General features: G+C 67.3%; 18 protein-coding genes. 11 read left to right on the top strand and 7 right to left on the bottom strand.

Annotated elements, in window-relative coordinates; all coding sequences use genetic code 11:
* On the bottom strand, positions 1–574 hold a 574-nt coding region (locus ACWGIU_RS07405), incomplete at its 3' end, for a DUF4360 domain-containing protein (RefSeq protein ID WP_453703303.1).
* 538 nt (positions 575–1,112) lie between these two features.
* Positions 1,113–1,550: a hypothetical protein gene (locus tag ACWGIU_RS07400; protein ID WP_453703302.1), complete on the bottom strand. Its 438-nt coding sequence runs from the start codon at positions 1,548–1,550 to the stop codon at positions 1,113–1,115.
* A gap of 375 nt (positions 1,551–1,925) precedes the next feature.
* Between ACWGIU_RS07400 and ACWGIU_RS07395 the strand changes: the two genes are divergently transcribed.
* Positions 1,926–2,198: a hypothetical protein gene (locus ACWGIU_RS07395; protein WP_453703300.1), complete on the top strand. Its 273-nt coding sequence runs from the start codon at positions 1,926–1,928 to the stop codon at positions 2,196–2,198.
* A 97-nt stretch (positions 2,199–2,295) separates the two neighbouring features.
* Here the strand turns inward: ACWGIU_RS07395 and ACWGIU_RS07390 are convergent, their stop codons facing one another.
* Positions 2,296–2,751 (bottom strand): hypothetical protein, encoded by a 456-nt coding sequence (locus ACWGIU_RS07390; RefSeq protein ID WP_453703298.1) that lies wholly within the window; start codon positions 2,749–2,751, stop codon positions 2,296–2,298.
* 345 nt (positions 2,752–3,096) lie between these two features.
* Here ACWGIU_RS07390 and ACWGIU_RS07385 point away from each other — a divergent pair, with 345 nt between their 5' ends.
* The 3 genes from ACWGIU_RS07385 (at position 3,097) to ACWGIU_RS07375 (ending at position 4,090) form a co-directional block, all read left to right on the top strand.
* On the top strand, positions 3,097–3,357 hold the full coding sequence (locus tag ACWGIU_RS07385) for a hypothetical protein (RefSeq protein WP_453703296.1): 261 nt from the start codon (positions 3,097–3,099) through the stop codon (positions 3,355–3,357).
* Between the two features lie 112 nt (positions 3,358–3,469).
* On the top strand, positions 3,470–3,784 hold the full coding sequence (locus tag ACWGIU_RS07380; protein ID WP_453703294.1) for a hypothetical protein: 315 nt from the start codon (positions 3,470–3,472) through the stop codon (positions 3,782–3,784).
* Between the two features lie 84 nt (positions 3,785–3,868).
* A complete protein-coding gene (locus ACWGIU_RS07375; protein WP_453703292.1) occupies positions 3,869–4,090 on the top strand; it encodes a helix-turn-helix domain-containing protein in 222 nt (73 codons plus the stop codon).
* Between the two features lie 290 nt (positions 4,091–4,380).
* On the opposite strand, the gene ACWGIU_RS07370 is transcribed toward ACWGIU_RS07375, so the two are convergent.
* Both ACWGIU_RS07370 and ACWGIU_RS07365 read right to left on the bottom strand, forming a co-directional pair.
* Positions 4,381–4,692 (bottom strand): hypothetical protein, encoded by a 312-nt coding sequence (locus ACWGIU_RS07370; protein WP_453703290.1) that lies wholly within the window; start codon positions 4,690–4,692, stop codon positions 4,381–4,383.
* Positions 4,689–5,162 carry a polymorphic toxin type 44 domain-containing protein gene (locus tag ACWGIU_RS07365; protein ID WP_453703288.1) on the bottom strand — a complete coding sequence of 158 codons (474 nt, stop codon included), beginning with the start codon at positions 5,160–5,162 and terminating at the stop codon, positions 4,689–4,691. Before ACWGIU_RS07365 ends, ACWGIU_RS07370 begins: the two co-directional genes overlap by 4 nt.
* 22 nt (positions 5,163–5,184) lie before the next feature.
* On the opposite strand from ACWGIU_RS07365, the gene ACWGIU_RS07360 reads away from it, so the two are divergent.
* From ACWGIU_RS07360 to ACWGIU_RS07330, 7 genes are all read left to right on the top strand, one after another.
* Positions 5,185–5,310, top strand: coding sequence for a hypothetical protein (locus tag ACWGIU_RS07360; RefSeq protein ID WP_453703286.1), 126 nt, complete (start codon positions 5,185–5,187; stop codon positions 5,308–5,310).
* Positions 5,311–5,549: 239 nt separating this feature from the next.
* Positions 5,550–6,248 carry a TnsA-like heteromeric transposase endonuclease subunit gene (locus ACWGIU_RS07355; RefSeq protein WP_453703284.1) on the top strand — a complete coding sequence of 233 codons (699 nt, stop codon included), beginning with the start codon at positions 5,550–5,552 and terminating at the stop codon, positions 6,246–6,248.
* A complete protein-coding gene (locus ACWGIU_RS07350) occupies positions 6,245–8,401 on the top strand; it encodes a helix-turn-helix domain-containing protein (RefSeq protein ID WP_453703282.1) in 2,157 nt (718 codons plus the stop codon). The genes ACWGIU_RS07355 and ACWGIU_RS07350 overlap by 4 nt, the downstream gene beginning before the upstream one ends.
* Complete coding sequence (locus ACWGIU_RS07345; protein WP_453703280.1) at positions 8,388–9,545, top strand: AAA family ATPase; 1,158 nt, start codon at positions 8,388–8,390, stop codon at positions 9,543–9,545. The genes ACWGIU_RS07350 and ACWGIU_RS07345 overlap by 14 nt, the downstream gene beginning before the upstream one ends.
* Positions 9,533–11,422 carry a TniQ family protein gene (locus ACWGIU_RS07340; protein WP_453703278.1) on the top strand — a complete coding sequence of 630 codons (1,890 nt, stop codon included), beginning with the start codon at positions 9,533–9,535 and terminating at the stop codon, positions 11,420–11,422. Before ACWGIU_RS07345 ends, ACWGIU_RS07340 begins: the two co-directional genes overlap by 13 nt.
* A gap of 460 nt (positions 11,423–11,882) precedes the next feature.
* Positions 11,883–13,859: a hypothetical protein gene (locus ACWGIU_RS07335; protein WP_453703276.1), complete on the top strand. Its 1,977-nt coding sequence runs from the start codon at positions 11,883–11,885 to the stop codon at positions 13,857–13,859.
* Positions 13,860–14,030: 171 nt separating this feature from the next.
* Positions 14,031–14,444 (top strand): DUF3052 domain-containing protein, encoded by a 414-nt coding sequence (locus ACWGIU_RS07330; RefSeq protein ID WP_453703274.1) that lies wholly within the window; start codon positions 14,031–14,033, stop codon positions 14,442–14,444.
* A gap of 467 nt (positions 14,445–14,911) precedes the next feature.
* On the opposite strand, the gene ACWGIU_RS07325 is transcribed toward ACWGIU_RS07330, so the two are convergent.
* Both ACWGIU_RS07325 and ACWGIU_RS07320 read right to left on the bottom strand, forming a co-directional pair.
* Positions 14,912–15,226, bottom strand: a complete 315-nt coding sequence (locus ACWGIU_RS07325) for a hypothetical protein (RefSeq protein WP_453703272.1) — start codon at positions 15,224–15,226, stop codon at positions 14,912–14,914.
* Positions 15,227–16,575: 1,349 nt separating this feature from the next.
* Complete coding sequence (locus tag ACWGIU_RS07320; protein WP_453703270.1) at positions 16,576–17,535, bottom strand: SDR family oxidoreductase; 960 nt, start codon at positions 17,533–17,535, stop codon at positions 16,576–16,578.
* Between the last annotated feature and the right edge of the window lie 366 nt (positions 17,536–17,901).

Raw genomic sequence — 17,901 nt, 5'->3', positions numbered from 1 at the left:
CCATGTAGCTCGTCTTCGCGGGGTCGGACGCCCCGACCTCCGTGCGCAGCTCGGTGTTGATGTTGAAGTTCCGCTTCTCGCCGCAGGGAGCGAAGACCAGGGCTTCGATCTCAGCCGTGTCGGTCACCTGCCAGTTGTCGTCGAGCTCCCCCTGGAACTTGTGGGTCCGGTAGGCGGTCTGGCTCATGCCCTGGAAGTAGTAGCTGGCCTTCTGGGTGCCGACGGCACCCTGCTGCAGGCTGCCGAACCCCCGATAGTCGACCTGGCTGACCGCGTACGTGTACCCCTGCGGGACGTTGACGACGAGGGAGAGCTGGCAGTTCTTGCGACCGTCGACGGCGCTCGCGTCGCCGCCGGCCTTGGCGAGGTACTCGCTGTAGGTGACGGTGAAGGCCGTGTTGTCCGGTGCGACGGCGATGGCGGCGCTGCCGGGGCGGCAGCCCGAACCGTTCACGGTGGCGACGTCCACCGTGATCTTGCCGGGGGGCACGGGAGCGGCGGCTCCGGCCGGTGGTGCGAACGCGGTGACCAGGAGGACCGTCGCCGATCCGGTGAGAAGCACCGGCTTGAACATGGGGGATCCCTTCTCGTGCTGGCGGGACCCGCGTGGTGTGGGCCCCGTGCCGCCACTGGCTGCGGGCACGGGGCTCGCACCGGAGGGGCGGATTCAGCGTCGGCGAGGGGAGCCGGGTCCGCACCCGAACGTGGGCCGTCTGGCGCAGCACGGCCGACCGGGCAGACCGCCCGATCGGGCGACGGGACGGGGCTGTTGTCGGTGTCGGTCTCGGGGATCGGGATGGGGATGAGTCGGGTGCTTCCGGGGACGCAGAGGGACTACCGGGCCGGGGCCGATGCGCTCCCTACTCCCGTACTGGGGGTGTCGTTAACGAATGGCGAACCAAGTGACAAGTAACCCGCCGGTAGCTTTCAGGGCTTTGCCAGGCGGTCTTCGGCTGGCGGGGCACGGTCTTGTCGCGGTCGAGGTGTCCGTAGACCGTGGAGCGGGGGACGCTCTTGCAAACGGCGCTGGTCTTCGTTATCTGAGAACGCCCTCAGGACCGTGGTTGTGCTCAACACGACGTGCGTCGGCGAGGGGCCGGCCTGGACCCGGGTCAGGGCGAGGCGGCAAGTGCGACGCGGCGGAGGTATTCGTCGTACTCGCAGCCGGCGTCGGGATCGCCGACGGTCGGACACATCACGGGGTCATCCGCCTCGCCAAAGAGGAAGATGGGAACCCTGCAGTCGGTACCGGAGAACGTGAGCTGCAGGTAGGCGCCGCGATCCACCGGCTCGTCCACACCCGAACCAAAGTGCCAGCTGCCGGAGGACATGTCCGACCGGTTGCCGCAGCGCTCTGCCGCCGACAACCGGGGAACCCCGTCACTGGTGAAACTGCCGTTCGCGTGGAAGGTCAAGACCGTCCCCTCCCGGCTGCGCCACTGGCTGGCCAGCTGGTCGGCCGAAAGCGCCACGGCGTGGTACGCCGCAGCATTACAAGCAACCGTCACCGCGCCGACAGCCACCATCAGCCCGGCACGCCGCCATCCCATGCATCCCACGGCAACTCCACCCCCGCAGCCAGGCCCGCGTCCACGGGCTCAGCACACATTTGAACACGCTCAAATGCGTGGCCTGCGCCCGGGTCCCCGCCCTACCGGCCACCCTCCGGCCCACATGGCCTGCCCGCCACCCCGCGAATGCCTGACCAAGCCGCCGCTTCAGGGCTGCCATCACGCGATACGAGCAGACCCCTGTTCCTACCTCTCGCCAACATTCTTCAGGCAGCAGCACGCAGTCGTTCCCGGAATCCGGCGACAACCGTTTCTGCCTGTGCCCTACGCAGCCATCGGCGAGATGGTGCGCGCCGTGCGGCATCGCGACGAGCCGCGGACCCTGGCGCGTCTGGCCGGCACGTTCGAGGGTACGTGTCGAGCATTCTGGTCAACGGTGCAGGCTTGGGCGTTTTGGTCACCATGGTGATCGAGGATGATCTGCCTGTGGTGCTGATGGCGCTGCTGCCTGGGTGGTGTCTGTCCAACATCGGCGTCAGCGCCGTGGTGTTCGTCGTGGTGGCCCAGTCGAGGATTCGGAGGCCAGCAGCGTGGGCCGAACTCGATTTCGTCGAGCGGCATGCTCCGAAGTACGGCCGGCCGCCGGAGACGATCGAGGAATACCGGGCGCTGCAGCTTCATGAGTAGACGTCAGAGGCTTGACCAGCCGAGGAAGGACAGAACCCCGTGGACGCGATGCCCACGGGGTTCTGCGCTGCTTGGCCGGCCGAGCGGGACGTCGACGCTACTTCCCGCACTTGGTCTTGTAGCCGTCCAGCAGAGCCTTGCCAGCATCGGAGTTGTCACGCACGTACGCGCTACCGCTGATGCTGATCGAGGTTTCGCTGGTTGAGATGGACTCGCTGCCGGTCCGCTTGTTGCGGCTGTCCTCTCCTGCGACCGTCCAGATGATCTGGGACTGATCCTTGTTGAACTCGCCGGTGCTGGTCACACCCGGCTTCTCGTAGACACCATCACAGTCGTACTCATGATGCGAGACACTGTTGCCCTTGACGACCAGCTGGCCGAGTTGGGACGTGCCGTTGACGTCCTTGACGTAGTAGGTACCGTCGAGCTTGCTGGCGCTGCCGCTGTCGCTGCTTCCGCTGCAGGCGGTGAGTATGAGTGAGCCCGCGGCCAGGGCTGCGATGGACACGGCGATCTTGGCCCGCGTCCTACGTGCGGTCCTGGTGATGCTCATGACGTTCCCCCTTCGTTCGTTCTGGATCGGTCGGTTTGAGATAGAAGGCCAGTCAAAATAACCTACGGATAGGTGACTTTGGCTGCCGGGATCGCCTGTCAGGTGCCTGACCAAGCCGCCGCTTCAGGGCTGCCATCGCGCGATACGAGCAGACCCCCTGTTCCCACCTCTCGCCAACATTCTTCAGGCAGCAGCCCGCAGTCGTTCCCGGAATCCGGCGACAACCGTTTCTGCCTGTGACCTACGCAGCCAGCATCCTCATCACCTCCTCCCCTGCCGAGATCAACGGGGCCCCGGCGTCGTGGCAGCTGCGCCTGCGCAACGAATACACCCTCTGAGGGTGACGTGGTCTTCGAGCGGTCCGCGGAGCGGCCGATGGGGCTGTGGGCCGAGGCCGGGGAGAACCTCCTGCGGATCGTGCCGCAGCTCGGTCCGGACGGGCCGCCGGCGGACGGAGTCGACGACTGCCTGCCGTGCCCCGGCTGCTACCGGCCCGTCTATGAGAGCTCGTCCTCGCACACCCTCATCGGTGCCGGGCCGATGCCGGTGATCGGGCTGTGCGCCGACGGCAGCACGCTCCGCTCGACTCGTGTGGCCGGACCATGATCAATCTCACCGATAACCCCGGTTCGATTGATCCCCGACGCCGGAGTCCCGTCCGGCCACCCCGGCATCCTCAGCGGCCGCCGTGCCCGCGACTCCGGAGCGAACCCGGGACATGGCCGCCGCTGGCTTTCACCGGGCGCTCGCCGCGCACCAGGCCGTCCCGCGCACTCGAGGCGTGCCGCGGGACATCGCGGAGGCAGCCGCGCGGCAGGCCCGCGTGCTGCGCGAGCTCAGCCAGTGGGCGTTCCCCGACCCGGAGCACGCCGACGACCAGCCGGCGCCGATCGACGCCACGGTCCAGCAGCGGCGCCGCGAGTTTGCCGCCACGGAGACCGCGGCCCTGAACCGGGCCCGAGCCGAGCGCGCCCAGCGGTCCGGGGTGGCGGTCATGCTTCCGCAGGCGGCTGCGCTGCGGTCCTCCGCGTGATCCGGTTCGAGCCGCATTGTCAGTGGGGTGCCTTACAGTCGGCTACGGCTCGTCATCCGTGGGTAGTTGGGGGGGAGGTTCAGCGTGCAGGTGGAGGTTCTCCGGGCTTACCGGTTCGCGCTGGATCCCACTTCCGCCCAAGTGGAGGTGTTGCAGAGGCATGCGGGAGCGGCCCGGTGGGCGTTCAACCACGCGCTCGGGATGAAGAAGGCCGCGCACGAGCTGTGGCGGCATGAAGTCCAGCAGCTCGTCGCGACCGGCACCCCGGACGATCAGGCCAAAGGGATTCCTGTCCGAAGGATCTGATCAGTGCGGCCCCCGTTTCCATTGGAAACGGCGGCCGGTGTGCAGCAGCCTTGACGCGGAGTTGGGCTGACGCCGATCCCTGGGCCCAGCCGTTCAGGCGAAAGCCAGCTCCTGCCACGCATCGTCGCGGGCGGCTGTTCGGTCGGCGTGCGGGCGGCCGCCGATGGCCTCGAAGCAGCGATCTGCAGCAATTGGCCGAGTTGGGACCATGGGCCACCTTGATGCATCCGAGCCCGAAGAAGCCGTAGCTGCGGCCGCGCTCGGCACATCACCGCGTCGGGGCGACGTCGTCAGCAACGGTAGCCGTTTGGGACCTGGAGGAGAGCCACGAAGATCCATACCATGACCGCGGCGCCGACCGTGCCGCCCAGGAGAGCGACCGTGAGGTTCCAGCGTCCTACATACCCGATGAGCACCCCCCACCACACCGCTGCCGTGATCGCGAGCAGGGCTCCGTAGAAGGTCAGCGCGAGCCCGTTGGCCGCGCCGTTCACCCCTACATCGCACGACCGCCAGGCGGCTGCCAGCAGCACCGACCCGAGCACGCCGGTGGCCAGACCGGCCACGGGCGCGATCGCACAGCCCCACTGCCCCCGCGTCACTTCCGGGTCCTGACCTGCGGGACGTTCTCGCCATTGCGCTGTGCCTGCTCCATTTGGTCCATCGCGTCGTTGATTCCTTGTCGGAGCTGTTCCTCGGTCAGGTTGTCGCCGTACTTGTCGTACAGGTCGATGCCGACGCGCATCGTGATCTGATCGCCTTGGTCGTCGTCCCCGGTGAGCAGCGTTTCTCCAAGTGAGGCGCCCTTGATCAAGGTCTCCGCGTCGAAGCCGGCTGCTCGGCCGACGTATCCGTAGTGGACGTTGGAATAGATGTCGTAGAAGACTTCGCGGTTCGTTCCAGGCTGCTTGAAGTAGTAGTCGTCAAGCGTTTGGAGGTCGTACCGCTCCTGGAGCTGCGGCTTGTGGTCCCAGTCCTGCCCCGGAGCCACCTTCACGCCCCACATCGTCAGCGCCGTGTTGATATCGGAACCGTAGTTGCGCCCGAATTCGTACCACTCGGGTTCGTCCAACAGGGACCGTATATGCCCGACTGTGTCCGACTTCGCGTTCCGCTTCATCTCCTCGAAGATCCACTTCTCGGCGTCGGTAAACTTCTGCTCACTCCGCGCCGACCCCGTAGGCGGGATGACGGGACTGGCCGAGGCGTTGAACCTGTAGGGTCCCGAACCGCGTGTCATCTTCCGCGCGGCGATGTCATCCCGATGTCATTTTCGACACGGCTGCGGGATCCATGCCTTCCGCGCTGGCACTTCGCCCCTTCGTGTACGAGACCCCTCCGGCTGCCATCGGTGCGTACGGACCGGGGCAGGACCCAGCGGTCGACGGCCAACCGGGTCGTCTGGCACGACGCGGGTGGGGGTCCGATGGGGACAGCGGAGCCGGCGACGGTGGTACGGGTGAGCATCCGGTGCGGTGACGAGGCCGTCGCCGAGGACCTGGAGTGGTCGTCCGTCCCGCTCGGGCTGCTGCGGACCGCCCGGCCGTGGCGGACCTTCCGGTGGCACCACGGGCAGAAGCACTACTCGGGTACGTACTGGTCGTCGACCCTGCGCGACCACGTGATCTACGAGTCGCGGCTGGAGCTGGGACGGCTGCTGTTCGCCGACTTCGCCCCTGAGGTGCGACACATCGTCGCCCAGCCGTTCCTTCTGAAGAGGGACCTGCAGGGCAGGGTGCGTAAGCACGTCCCGGACTACCTGGTGCTGGCCAATGACGGCCCGGTGGTCGTGGACGTCAAGCCGCGGCACCGGCTGGAGAGGCCCGAGGTCGCTTCCACTTTCGAGTGGACCCGGGACGCGGTCAGCTCGCGCGGGTGGCGCTACGAGGTGTGGAGCGAGCCCGACCCGTACCTGTTGGAGAACATCCGGTTCCTGGCCGGCTACCGCCGGGACTGGCTCTTCGACGCCGAACTGGTCAACTCCCTGCGGGTGGTGGAACTGGACGGGATGTCGCTGGGCGAGGCATTCCAGCTGGTCCCGGCCTATCCCCGGCCGCTGGTGAAGGCAGCGGTGCTGCATCTGCTGTGGTCCGGGCATGTGACGACGGCGCTGGACCGCCCGCTCAGCGCGGGGCACGTCCTGCGGAGGGCGGCATGAGCGGGGCCGGCGTGAAGCTGGGCATCGGAACGCGCTTCCGGCTCGACGGCGAGACGGTCCGGGTCGTGGAGTTCGCGAGCTTCGCCACCGGGATGGAGGTCGTCCTCAAGGACGGGCGCGACCGACTGGTGCGGATGTCGGTACGCGAACTGCTGAGTCCGGGACGGGCTCAGGTGATCCCCAGCAGCGCGGGGCCGTCAGCCGCTGATGAGGAGGATGTGGCGGCCGTGGTCCTCGATCGGCTGACCAAGGAGGAGAGGAAGAGCCTTCTGGAGCGGGCCGAGCACGTCCGGGAGATGCTCAGCGGCTACCGCTCGGGCAGTGAGGAACTGCCGCGGCCCGACGAACCGCGCGCCCAGTACCTGCCTGGGCTGCCGTTGCGGGAGCGCTATGCGGCCAAGGCGTCGGAGCTGGGAGTCACCGACCGGACGGTTCAGCGGTGGGCACGGGCTTTCCGTGAGTACGGCGAGGCAGGCCTGGTGCCAAAGGCTGCACGGCCGGACGGCGGACTGGGTCATGCCGATCCCCGATGGGTCGAGGCGGCCGTCGGCATCCTGAACGAGTACCAGGGGGAGTCCCGGCCGTCGGTGAAGGTGGTTCTTGAGCGGGTGCAGGCCCGCCTTGAGGCCCAGTTCGGGCCGCAGGAAGTGCCGCTGCCGAAGCACACGGCGAGCTACCGGTGGATGCAGGAGCTCGAGCGGCGCCATCCGACGTTCCGGCTGAGTACGCAGCGGAACCGGGACATCGCCGACCGCCCGAAGGGGGTCTACGGGAAGCTGCGGCCGACGAGGCCGGGTGAGTACGTGCTGATGGACACCACCCGGCTGGACGTGTTCGCCCTGGACCCGGTGACGCTGCGGTGGCTGCAGGCGGAACTGACCGTCGCGATGGACTGGTACACCCGCTGCATCATCGGCATCCGCGTCACCCCGGTCTCGACGAAGGCCGTTGACGCGGCGGCCGTCCTCTACCAGTCCTACCGGCCCCGCCCCGTTCCGGAGAGCTGGCCGCGGGAGGCGGTCTGGCCCGACCACGGCATTCCGCGGGAGGTGCTGGTGGATACCGAGGCCGTTCACGGGCCGATCACAGGCGCCTCGGGCCCGTCGCTGGTGCCGGAGACGTTGGTCGTGGACCACGGCAAGATCTACCTGTCGGCGCATCTGACCAGCGTCTGCCAGCGCATGGGGATCTCGGTGCAACCGGCGAGGCTTCGAACGGGCCGGGACAAGGGGCCGATCGAACGGTTCTTCCGGACCCTGCGGGAGGACCTGTTGCAGGTGCTGCCCGGCTACAAGGGCCCTGACCTGCACTCTCGGGGGCTGAATCCGGAGAAGGACGCGTTCTTCTTCCTCCACGAGCTGGAGGCGATCATCCGTGAGTGGGTCGCGGTGGTCTACCACCGCCGCCCGCACAGCGGGCTGGTCGACCCGCACCTGCCGACGGTGGAACTCTCACCCGCGGCGATGTTCGAGCACGGGCTCGCGCGGGCCGGCTTCATCGAGGTGCCCCGCGATCCGGACCTCGCCTACGAGTTCCTCGACGTCAGCATGCGCACCGTCCAGCACTACGGCGTCGAGATCAACGGGCGTCGCTACAACGGCGGCTGCCTCGACGGACTCCGGGACATGGCCGGCTCGGACATCGCGCTGGACAAGCGGCGGCTGCCCTTCTTCGCAGATCCCGACGACATCACCCGGATCCACTACCGCGATGACGAGCGCCTCTGGCACACCCTGGAGTGGGAGCACACCCCGGGTCTCCAGATGCCGCTGAGCGAGGAAGCGCTGCGGTTCGCCCGGCGCCTGGCCGCGAAGGAGTACACGTACCCCAACGACCGGCTCGCCCTCGCGCTCCTGCTGGAGCGCTGGAACCTCGGCCTGGGCACGTCCCTGGTCGAGCGGAGGATGGCACTGCGGCTGGCGCGAGAACAGCTCAAGGACGAACTGCCCGACCCCACGGCGGCCGGCACCGGCCGGCTGCCGTCGGTCGCTCACGTGCTGTCCCTGCCCGAGCAGCCCCCGCCCCCGGTGCGGGAGAGCGCCGTCGCGCCGGAGGCAGAGACGGGCGACGACGACGCGGACAGCCTCGAAGAGCTGGACGAGGAACTCGACTTCTACGCCACGGCCCTGAAGGACGTCGATGACGATGCCTGACCTCGCCCCGTCCCGCACCGGCGTCGGCCAGGGCGATCTGAGTTCCCGGTTGGACCGGCTGACCCTATCCCGCAAGGAAGGGTTCCAGCGCTTCGCCGAAGGCCCGGCACGGCCTCGCCCCGAGCAGCTTGCCCGCAGCCAGATCAAGTCGTTGAGCGAGGCGGCCCTGACCGAGTACAACCGCAGCCGGCGCGGATGGCACGCCAACCTCGGCCCGTTGTGGACCCCGCAGATGAAGGCCCTGCACGAGGACCTGTGGGACATCTTCGACAGCAACGACCAGGACTGCGACAAGGTCAAGGGCGGTATCGCGCTGGACGCCTTTCCCGGCCTGGGCAAGACGACGGCCGTGCTGTCCTTCGCCCGGAAACTCCACCGCCGGGTCATCCGGGAGGAAGGAGAGCTCACCGACGCCGGGCAGGAACGCTGGCCGGTCTGCCGCGTCGGGCTCACCGCAAACACCGGGATGCGCGACTTCAACCGGGCGATCCTGGAGTACTACGAGCACCCCGGCCGCTTCCGCGGCACCGCCGCGGACTTCGGCTACCGCGCCCTGGACAGCATCCTGACCGCCGAGACACGACTCCTGATCGTCGATGACCTGCACTTTCTCCGCTGGAGGCACCAGGCCGGCATCGAGGTCAGCAACCACTTCAAGTACATCGCCAACGAGTTCCCCGTCACGCTGCTGCTGATCGGCGTGGGGCTCGAAGAACGAGGGGTCTTCAGCGAGGGCAGCGACTACCGAGCCGCGATCCTCGCCCAGACGGGCCGCCGCACCACCCGCCTCGACATGGCCCCGTTCACCATCACCTCCGCGCAGGGACGCTTCGACTGGCGCAACACCCTGCTCGCCGTCGAAGAGCGCCTCGTCCTGGCGGACAAGTACTCCGGAATGCTCGCCGACGACCTGTCCGACTACCTGTTCGCCCGCAGCAGCGGGCACATCGGCTCCCTGATGACGCTGATCAACCGCGGCTGCCAGCGAGCCGTACGCACCGGCGTCGAACGCCTGGACACGACGCTGCTGGACAAGGTCAAGAACGACGCCGCGGCCGAGCGAGCCCGCGCAGAGCTCCAGCAAGCCCTCACCTCGGGCCGTCTCGTCAGCCGACCGCAAGGGGCTGCGGCATGGGCGAACTGAGCGCACCGCGGACGCTGTCGATCCGGCTGGCACCGCTTGAAGACGAGAGCATGGACAGCTGGCTCGAGACACTCGCCCGGCGCTGCTCGATGTCGCTGCCCGCGCTGATCTCCGCGTTCGACCTGCCGCGCATCGACCGCACCCACAGGCTCGTCACCGGTCTCACCGAACACAACCTGCGGCAGGTCGAGCACCGGCTCGCGCTACCTTCCGGGCGCCTCGACCAGGCCGTCGTCCCGGGCGATCTCTTCGGCCAACGCGCACCGCGCTGCAGGTTCTGCCCCGAGTGCCTCACCGAGACCCAGGGGCGCTGGAAACTGCGCTGGTGGCTGCCCTGGACCCTCGCCTGCAGCCGCCACCAGGTCCTTCTGCACATCGTCTGCCCCGGCTGCGGAACCCCGCCACGCCAACAAGTCCCGGGCCAGGTCCACCTGCACCGCGCCGCGCGATGCCTCAACAGGCCTGCCCGGAAGAGCAGAGTCTGCAGAGCCGACCTGACGTTCGCTCCACCTCTCACCCTCTTCACGTATCACTCCCTGCTCGAAGTCCAGCAGCAACTCGATGCCATCCCCATCCACGGACATCAGGACCCCAGCACCGTCTTCGCACGGGTAGACCGGCTGCTCGCACCGGTTGAACACGGACGGGCCGGACAACTCGACCGCATGAGCCCCGCCGCATTCAGTACCTGGGAGCGGGCATTCGACGACGTCAACGATCCAGCCTCACAGTTCTGCAGCTGGCGCCTGCGCGAACGGGCCCGCACCGCCCTCACGCGCGACGTCCTGGACCGCGAGTACGACGAGAACAAGAAGTCCCTGAGCCAGCTCGCCGTCGACTTCGGCCTCCCCTACCGGATCGTGGTCGAGCGGGCCAAGGAACTGGGTGTCACCGTCACGGCGGGACGCCGCCCGCTCACGTTCGACGACGTCTGGCTGCGCGAGCAGTACGTCGTCCATCTCCGCAGCACCAGGGAGATCGGGCAGGGCATCGGAATCAGCGAGGGTCCCGTCAAGCGAAGGCTGGCCGAGCTGGAGGTCGCACTGCGCCCGGTCGGGCCCTACAGCCGCGAAGAGATGATCGCCCGACTCGACGAGTCGGTTTCCCGCGACATCCGGGCGGCCGTGGAAGGGACCCCTCACGGCTGGGTTCGCCTGCGCCGCTTTCAGATCCACATGGCCTTCCCCTCGCTGACGACCAGCTCGGCCTACCTCGGCGTCACAGTCAGCTCCCTGTCCAAGCAGCTCAAGCAGCTGGAAGCCGCGGTCGGCGCCGAACTGGTCCACCGGCCGGCACGACACGCACCCCAGCGGCCAACCCGCCGCGGCGCCTCGCTCCTGCGACGACTCGACGAACCGCGGGCCCGGGAACTGATGCAGCACGCCCTTGGGCCCGACATCACACCCATGCCCAGCACAGCCGTGCTGGCCGAGGCGGCTCTCGCCTTCAACGGCAAGTGCGGCGCCCTGACCAGGCTCGTCCCGGCGGCTGGGCTCCCGGCGCACATCAACGTTCCCGCTCACATGCTTCCGCTCCTGCGGCACCTCTTCACCGACGCCGCCCCGGAGACGTATATGCGGCAGATCCACGCCCTCACCGGCATTGGGACCGCCACCCTCTACGGTCAGCTCCCCAGTTTGGTGGCCGCCGGCTGGCTGCAAAGCCGACGCGAAACGACGAAGGAACGGCTCCGCCGAGGCGGAGCTGGCCACCGCCGCCACTTCTTCACCCTGAGCCCAGCGGCCCGCCTGGTCCCGATACATGACGTGCTGAACAGCCCTCTGGGACCGGGAAAATGGACAGCCCGCCGGGACAGGGGATGTGACACGACTGCGGGATCAAGCCATGAAACCGCAGATCAGAGCGATACGAGATGACACAGCCGTCGGGAACCGCCCCTCCGAGGGCCTCCAGGACCTTGCACCGGCGCGGGGCCGGCGGCCGCTGCTCGTGATCGCTCATACCTCCAGGGACCACGGTTCACCTGTACACAGTTGCCGGGACCGCGCCGTAAGAGGTTGGCCGATCAAGGCGGGTGAGGCTTTGGTTCTTACATGGCCACATTGATTTCTAGCTGGCCAGCAACAACCCAGTGATCGGCCTCGTTACTGTCCTGGTGGGTTGAGACGGCGGCTCCAGCTACCTGTCCGAGTGCGGGGTGCGGCGCCCATTCGGGTGGACTTGGAAGGTGGCAGTAGCGCACGTTTTCGACCTTCCTAAACAATCACTCTGAAACCGGGTCACATGGCCGCGTTCCCTTGTTACTCAGCTGATGCCGGTCTCCTTTCCTGTGGGCGGCCGCCTGGCGGGACCGCCCGAGTGAAGGAGTACCCACGGATGACGACGACGGACGACCAGGTCGAGGCCCGGGATATCGCGGGCGGAGTACGCGACCTGCTGCGGGGGACGGGGTCGCGGGCGGACAGTAAATGGGTGCGCGGCCTTCGGCAGGGCCGCCAGAGCAATGTGCTGTTCGCGGTGGCGCTGCGTGCCGCCGAGCGGCGGGCACAGGGCCGGACCCTGACGGATCTGGAGAAGTCAGCTCTGGATTTGTTGTGCTCGGTCATGAGTGACGCCGAGGTTGAGGCCGCCGGCGCGGAGTACCGCCAGGCGTTGGCGGACCTGGGCGAGTTGCCGCTGCTGCCGACCGTGGTCACCTCCAAGCCACTGACCGAGGGGTTCTCGGTGCAGGACTTCAAGGCGCACGTGCCGGCGATGGTGGCGGCGATCAAGGGCCGGGCGAACTGCGCGGCCGTCGACATCGACACGTTGGCGGCCGGTGGGGCCATCGACAGCCCCGCGTTCACGGCGGCGGTGGAAGACACCGGATTCGGCTCCACCGTTCTGTGCGGCGCGCTACCGGAGGGGGACGCTATCCCGGATGCTCCCTCCTACACGGCGAAGTTGCAGTTCGAGAGTTTCACCTGCCGCAAAGAGGTCGGCGACGGCGCCAGCGGGCGGGACGAGATCTACTGGACGAGCGGTTTCCGGTCGGACAAGTCCGAGGGAGGCTCGTATCAGTCGGAGGAGTTCGGCGCGGTGGAGAAGGGTGACGCGCGCGACTTCAACAGTTCGAACAAGGTGGTCTTCAACGCCCTGGCCGGCGAGTTCGTCTTCGGGGTGGTCAGCGTCTGGGAAGCCGACCACAGCAACTCCGAGTGGTACGACAAGCTCCATGACGCGCTGAACGAGTGGCTGAACCAGCCGATCTGGGTCGACATCGTCTTGGAGTTCGGGAGCTTCGGCAAGAAGGCCGACTGGGTCCTGGCCATCGTCGACGTGGCCATCCAGCTCTTCGTGGACTTGAAGGAGGCGTTCCGCAACAAGGACGATTTGTCCTGTGAGCGGGCAATCTTCATGGACCGTCACGCCCTGGCGACCATGTATCACCGCAAGGACTCGTTCTGGGAGTTCAACGGCGACGGGCACCACACTCTGCGGGTGAAGTACGCCGGGGACAAGCCGAAGTTTCCGGTCGGGGCACTGGAGTACGTCACCGTGCGTGCCGACGTGCCCAGTGTGCCGGTGTCGCTGGGATGGAAGTCCACCGCACCGGCCGCGCTGGCCGTGTTCGAGGGCAAGCTGCACTGCTGCTACGTCCGCGACAGCGACAACGACGCCCTCATGTGGAGTGTCCGCGACAGTGACGGCTCCTGGGCCAAGCCCCAGCAGCTCCATGGCATCTACAGTAACCACCAGCCTGCGCTGACCGTCTTCCAGGGCAGGCTGTGGCTGGCCCACACCAATCTGTCCGGCAGGGCACACGTCATGCCTTACACCACCGCCGGCGGCTGGGACTACTACAACAACCATGATGTGCCGGGCTACACCAATAAGGCTCCCGCGCTGACCCCTCAGGGCGACCAACTCCGCTGCGCCTTCCGCAATGCGGACGACGGGTGGTTGTTGATGCGGCATGCGAATGACGGAAAGCACTGGTTCAGGGAAGACAACTGGTTCTGGAACATGACCGAAGCACCGTCCATGACCACGTCCGCCGACAATGCGACGACGTGGATGGTCATGCGCGGCAACGACGGCCGCAACTACCTCGGCGTGCGCCCCGCCAACGCCGCTTTCGTCTCGATCTACAACTGGGACTGGGGCAACATCGAGGCCCCCACCATCACAAGGGGCCACCAGCTGTGGGTAGCCGGCCGTGGCAGCAACGGCGACCTGCTGCTCATGACACGCCGGAGCACCAACAACACCGACTGGAGGGAGCTGCCCCCGATCCCCGTCGGTGCCATGAGAGGCGAGATCGCGATCAGCGTCCTGGACGGCGCCCTGTACGCGATGTACCGACGCCCCTGACCCTGTGCGCCGGCCCCGGCTTTCCTGCACGGACAGGAGCTGGGGTCGGTGGGTCCGGCCAAGGCTACGGTCCGTACGCGTCGGGGACTTCAATAGGGGCACGCTCTGTATCTTCTTGACTACTCAACGGGATGCGAAATGGCGCCTCCCGGAGCCCAGCGGAGGAGTCCCATGACTGACATCACCGCCCTTACCCCGGCTAAGCGGATGGGGTTCAAGCCGGGCCAGGTAGTCCTGGAAGCGGGGTGGGGCGAACACTGCGACCACATCTTGACGGCGGAAATCGAACAGGTGACGGGCCTGCAGATCCTCAACGAGGACGACAAGGACACCGCCGATGTGGTGCTGCTGTGGTTCCGCAAGGAAGACGGCGACCTCGCCGGGACGATCGTGAAAGCCCGCACGCACCTCAAGGACGGTGGTCCGATCTGGCTGCTCGTCCCCAAGGCCGGCCTTGACGGGTATGTCGAACCCTCCGCCATCGGCGACTCCGCACGGACGGCCGGCCTGTCGCAGACCTTGGCCATGAGCGCCACCGATGACTGGAGCGCGATTCGGTTGGAAGCCCCAAGGCTTCGGACCTGAGTGCCACTCTCTAGCTCGCCCGCCGGTTCGGCCAAACCAATGGCCGGACGCTCACTGCGTCGTCCGCACTGGGGGTGGATTGGGGCGCGTTGAAAGGGGCGATGCGCACGCTGTTGGCGGCCCGGCTCGTTGAACCACCGCGCGGGTCCCGACGGGTTGTGGCCGCGCTTCGCGAAGGCCAGCGCGGCGCAGCCGGCGGCCGCCCCGCCTGGACGCGGGCCGCTCTTCTGGAGTAGGCCTCGCGGGCTGTTCGGGGCGCCGCTGCTACAGGTCGAACGCCAAACGACGAAGGAACGATTCCGCCGAGGCGGAGCTGGCCACTGCCGACGCTTCTTCACTCTGAGCCCAGCGGCCCGCCTGGTCCCGATACATGACGTGCTGAACAGCCCTCTGGGACCGGGGAAATGGACAGCCCGCCGGGACAGGGGATGTGACACGACTGCGGGATCAAGCCATGAAACCGCAGATCAGAGCGATACGAGATGACACAGCCGTCGGGAACCTACAGTAGGCGGGATGACGGGACTGGCCGAGGCGTTGAACCCCCTGATGGTGCCGTCGAGGAGGTTCCCGTCCACGACCACGGCTTCGAGTGCCTGCTTGACGGCCTTGTCGAACTCTTCCATGGCCCTCACCGCCGCGGCGATGTGCGCAGTCCAGGACTCCTCCACGCTCTTCAGGTCCGGGTCGCGCCGCAGTGTCCGTTCCTGCGCCGGGTCCTGGACCCGCGTGAAGTCGAAGGTCGCGCGTCCCGCTGCCGAGACCGCCATGCCCGCGGCCACGGCGTCGTCCCGCGCCGATTCGACCTTCCGGACAAGCCGCCCCCACCGCGCGGCCTCTCGCCATCACCTCGACTGTGCCGAACGCGGCCGTAACCGCCTCAACGTCCACATCGTCGATCCCGTCGAACACCAGCGAGTCCCAGAACGCTGCATCGGTCTGCATGACCAGCACCATCACGGTCAACAACCGACCACAGCAGCGGTCAGCGGACACCTGAGGGAGCGTCACTTCCGATCGTCGGACGACAAGGCGTACGCGGTCTCACGCGAACCCGTCTCCTCGCAATCGAACAACGCGATGATATCCGCGACCGCTCCCCAAGATCTGTGCCAGAACCTCGATCTCATCTACGTAGCCATACTCGCCGTCCACCGGATCTCACGTCATCGACCGAGCTGTCCCCACGCGTCTCGGTGGCGTCACTCCCGGACTTCGCGAAGCACGGCGCCGCGACCGCGGCGTGCGCTGGGACCGGCGCGAGGATCAGCACGGTGGCGAAAGCCGCCGAACCGGCTCAAGGGCATCCGCCAGCGGGTCGGGGTCGGCCGGTCAGGTGGGCACGCGTCAGCCTCGTCTCCAGAAGTCGTGTGGGTGTCGTCCAGGTCGGAATCCACCGGCTTCCGCCATCGCGGCGGCGTCCGTGAAACCGTTGGCGAGGCCGCCGGATCGTGCGCGTCACTGCCGAAGGTGAGCGCCTCGCCTCCTTCTTGGCGCCACCATTGCACGATCTGAGGATGCAGGGGGACCTTGGTGTTCACCTCCAGAGCTTTCCCGGCGGTGGCGAGTGTGCCCGGAGCACGTTGCGGTAGTCGTCCTCGAATACGTACGGCTCGTAGGGGGCGGCGTCCGCTGGCCGGTCTCAGCCAGATACTCGCGCACGACCTCCGCGGGCGGGCGGTGCCGGTAGGCCCCCGAGACTTCGCTCAATCCGTCAGCGACCGCCACGGAGTGCACGGAGGCCAGGACACGGTCGAAATCTCCCAGGGCGAGGAGTTGCGAGGCGCGGTCGTCGTGCCGGTGCGGCTCGCTGAGTTCGATGCCGGAGCTGATGTGCAGGGTCGGGAAGCGCTCCCGGCACCGCTCAAGGCACTGCAGATAGCCGTCGAGATCGAATTCGGGAGGGGTCAACACGTTTCCGGTGAGCAGCGGTTGCCACCGGGTGGGGGATGTGTTCGCTGTCTGTACCCTGCAGCGTCCATGGGGTGAAGTCGGCGTGCTCGGTGAACGCCAGAGATGGCAGGCCCAGCTCGACCGCGCGCACGCATGTCTGCTCCATCGAGCCGGTCAGCGCATCCGAGTCGACCAGGGTCCGAAGGCCCCCGCAGACGGCTATTGCGACGTGCCGAGGTCAGCGAAATAAGTCGATGTTCTCGCATACCCAGTCGTCGTAGGTGCGCAGCGGACGGCCAGTGATGTCCTGCACGGACGGCTGCTGGTCGGCTGTCCACTGAGCGAGTTCGGCGAATCGGGTGCCGTACTCTTCAAGGGCGTACAGCGTCACGTCGATCGCACCGCCAGGCCAGCCAAGATGCTGCCAGATCGTCCGGCTCTCGTCTGGCGTCAGCTCAACGGTATCGATGTCGCGGCTGAGAGCGGCGGCGATGCTCCGTATGCGTGAACGCGTGCTCAGCGGCGGGCCCACCGCCTCGATGACCGTCCCAGCGTAGTCGTCGCTGGTCAGGGCCGCAGCCGCTACGGCGGCGAGGTCCTCCTCGTGGATGAAGGGGTAGTGGCCCTGGTTGAGGAAAGCCTCACGGACCACCCCGTCGGCGCGGACGGTGTCAGGCCAGTCTGACCCTGTCGCCGGATAGGTCCCCTCGATGACGGCGCCCATCACAGCCGACGGCCGGATGTGCGTCCAGACGATGTCCGAGTGTTCCACCGCCTTCTCGATCGCCAGCCAGAACCAGGTCTCCGGCGGATTCGCCTCCTCATATTCCGGTCCATGAGACGACAACAGGACGATCTTCCTCGCGGCGGCGTTCCGCATCAGGGTCAGGGCGTCCTGGACCGTGGACGGAAGGGCGCCGGCAAGGAAAGCGGCCTCGATACCGTCGAAGGCTCGGGCGCACTCCAGCGGCCGGGTGACGGAACCTTCGACCACTTCGACCGTGTCAGGCCAGCCGCCGCACTGGTCCGGCTCGGCGATCACCCGCACATGCCGACCCGAGGTCAGCAGTTGTCGTGCCAGGCACCGGCCGACAATCCCGCTCGGGCTGTTGCCTTCGTCCTTACGCGGGCTGACGGCGGTCAGCAGATAGACGCCTTCGGTATTCGGCACCGTCTCGTTCTGCCCGATCTCTTTCACAGCAAGACCTTTCGACGCGTGAGCGTGGATCTTGCACCTGGCTCGGGCGCGGACGGCTTCTACCGTGCCGTGTGGACGCAGAACCAAGGCTGCGGATCGAGATCGATGAGCTTACCAGGAGCAGTGACAGGCCCGCAGCAGGCCATGGCGTCGAGTTGGGAGACGCTCAGGCTGGCTGCCCGCCCTGGACATGGGCCGTCTTTCTGGCGCAGTTGTCACGGAAGCGCGGTCAGAACCAACTGCGACGCTCAGTCACAATTGTGACTGAGCGCGCTAGGGTGCGTATTCGGTTGTGATCAATGGGTGGGTCCGGGTGAGGTCCTTGATCCAGATCATCGAGGCGCGAAGATGGAGGCCTGCGAGGTA

It is taken from the genome of Streptomyces sp. NPDC054840 (genome assembly GCF_053611065.1).
Note: the sequence above shows the minus strand (reverse complement) of the source record. Positions and strands in the feature narration are given on the sequence as shown.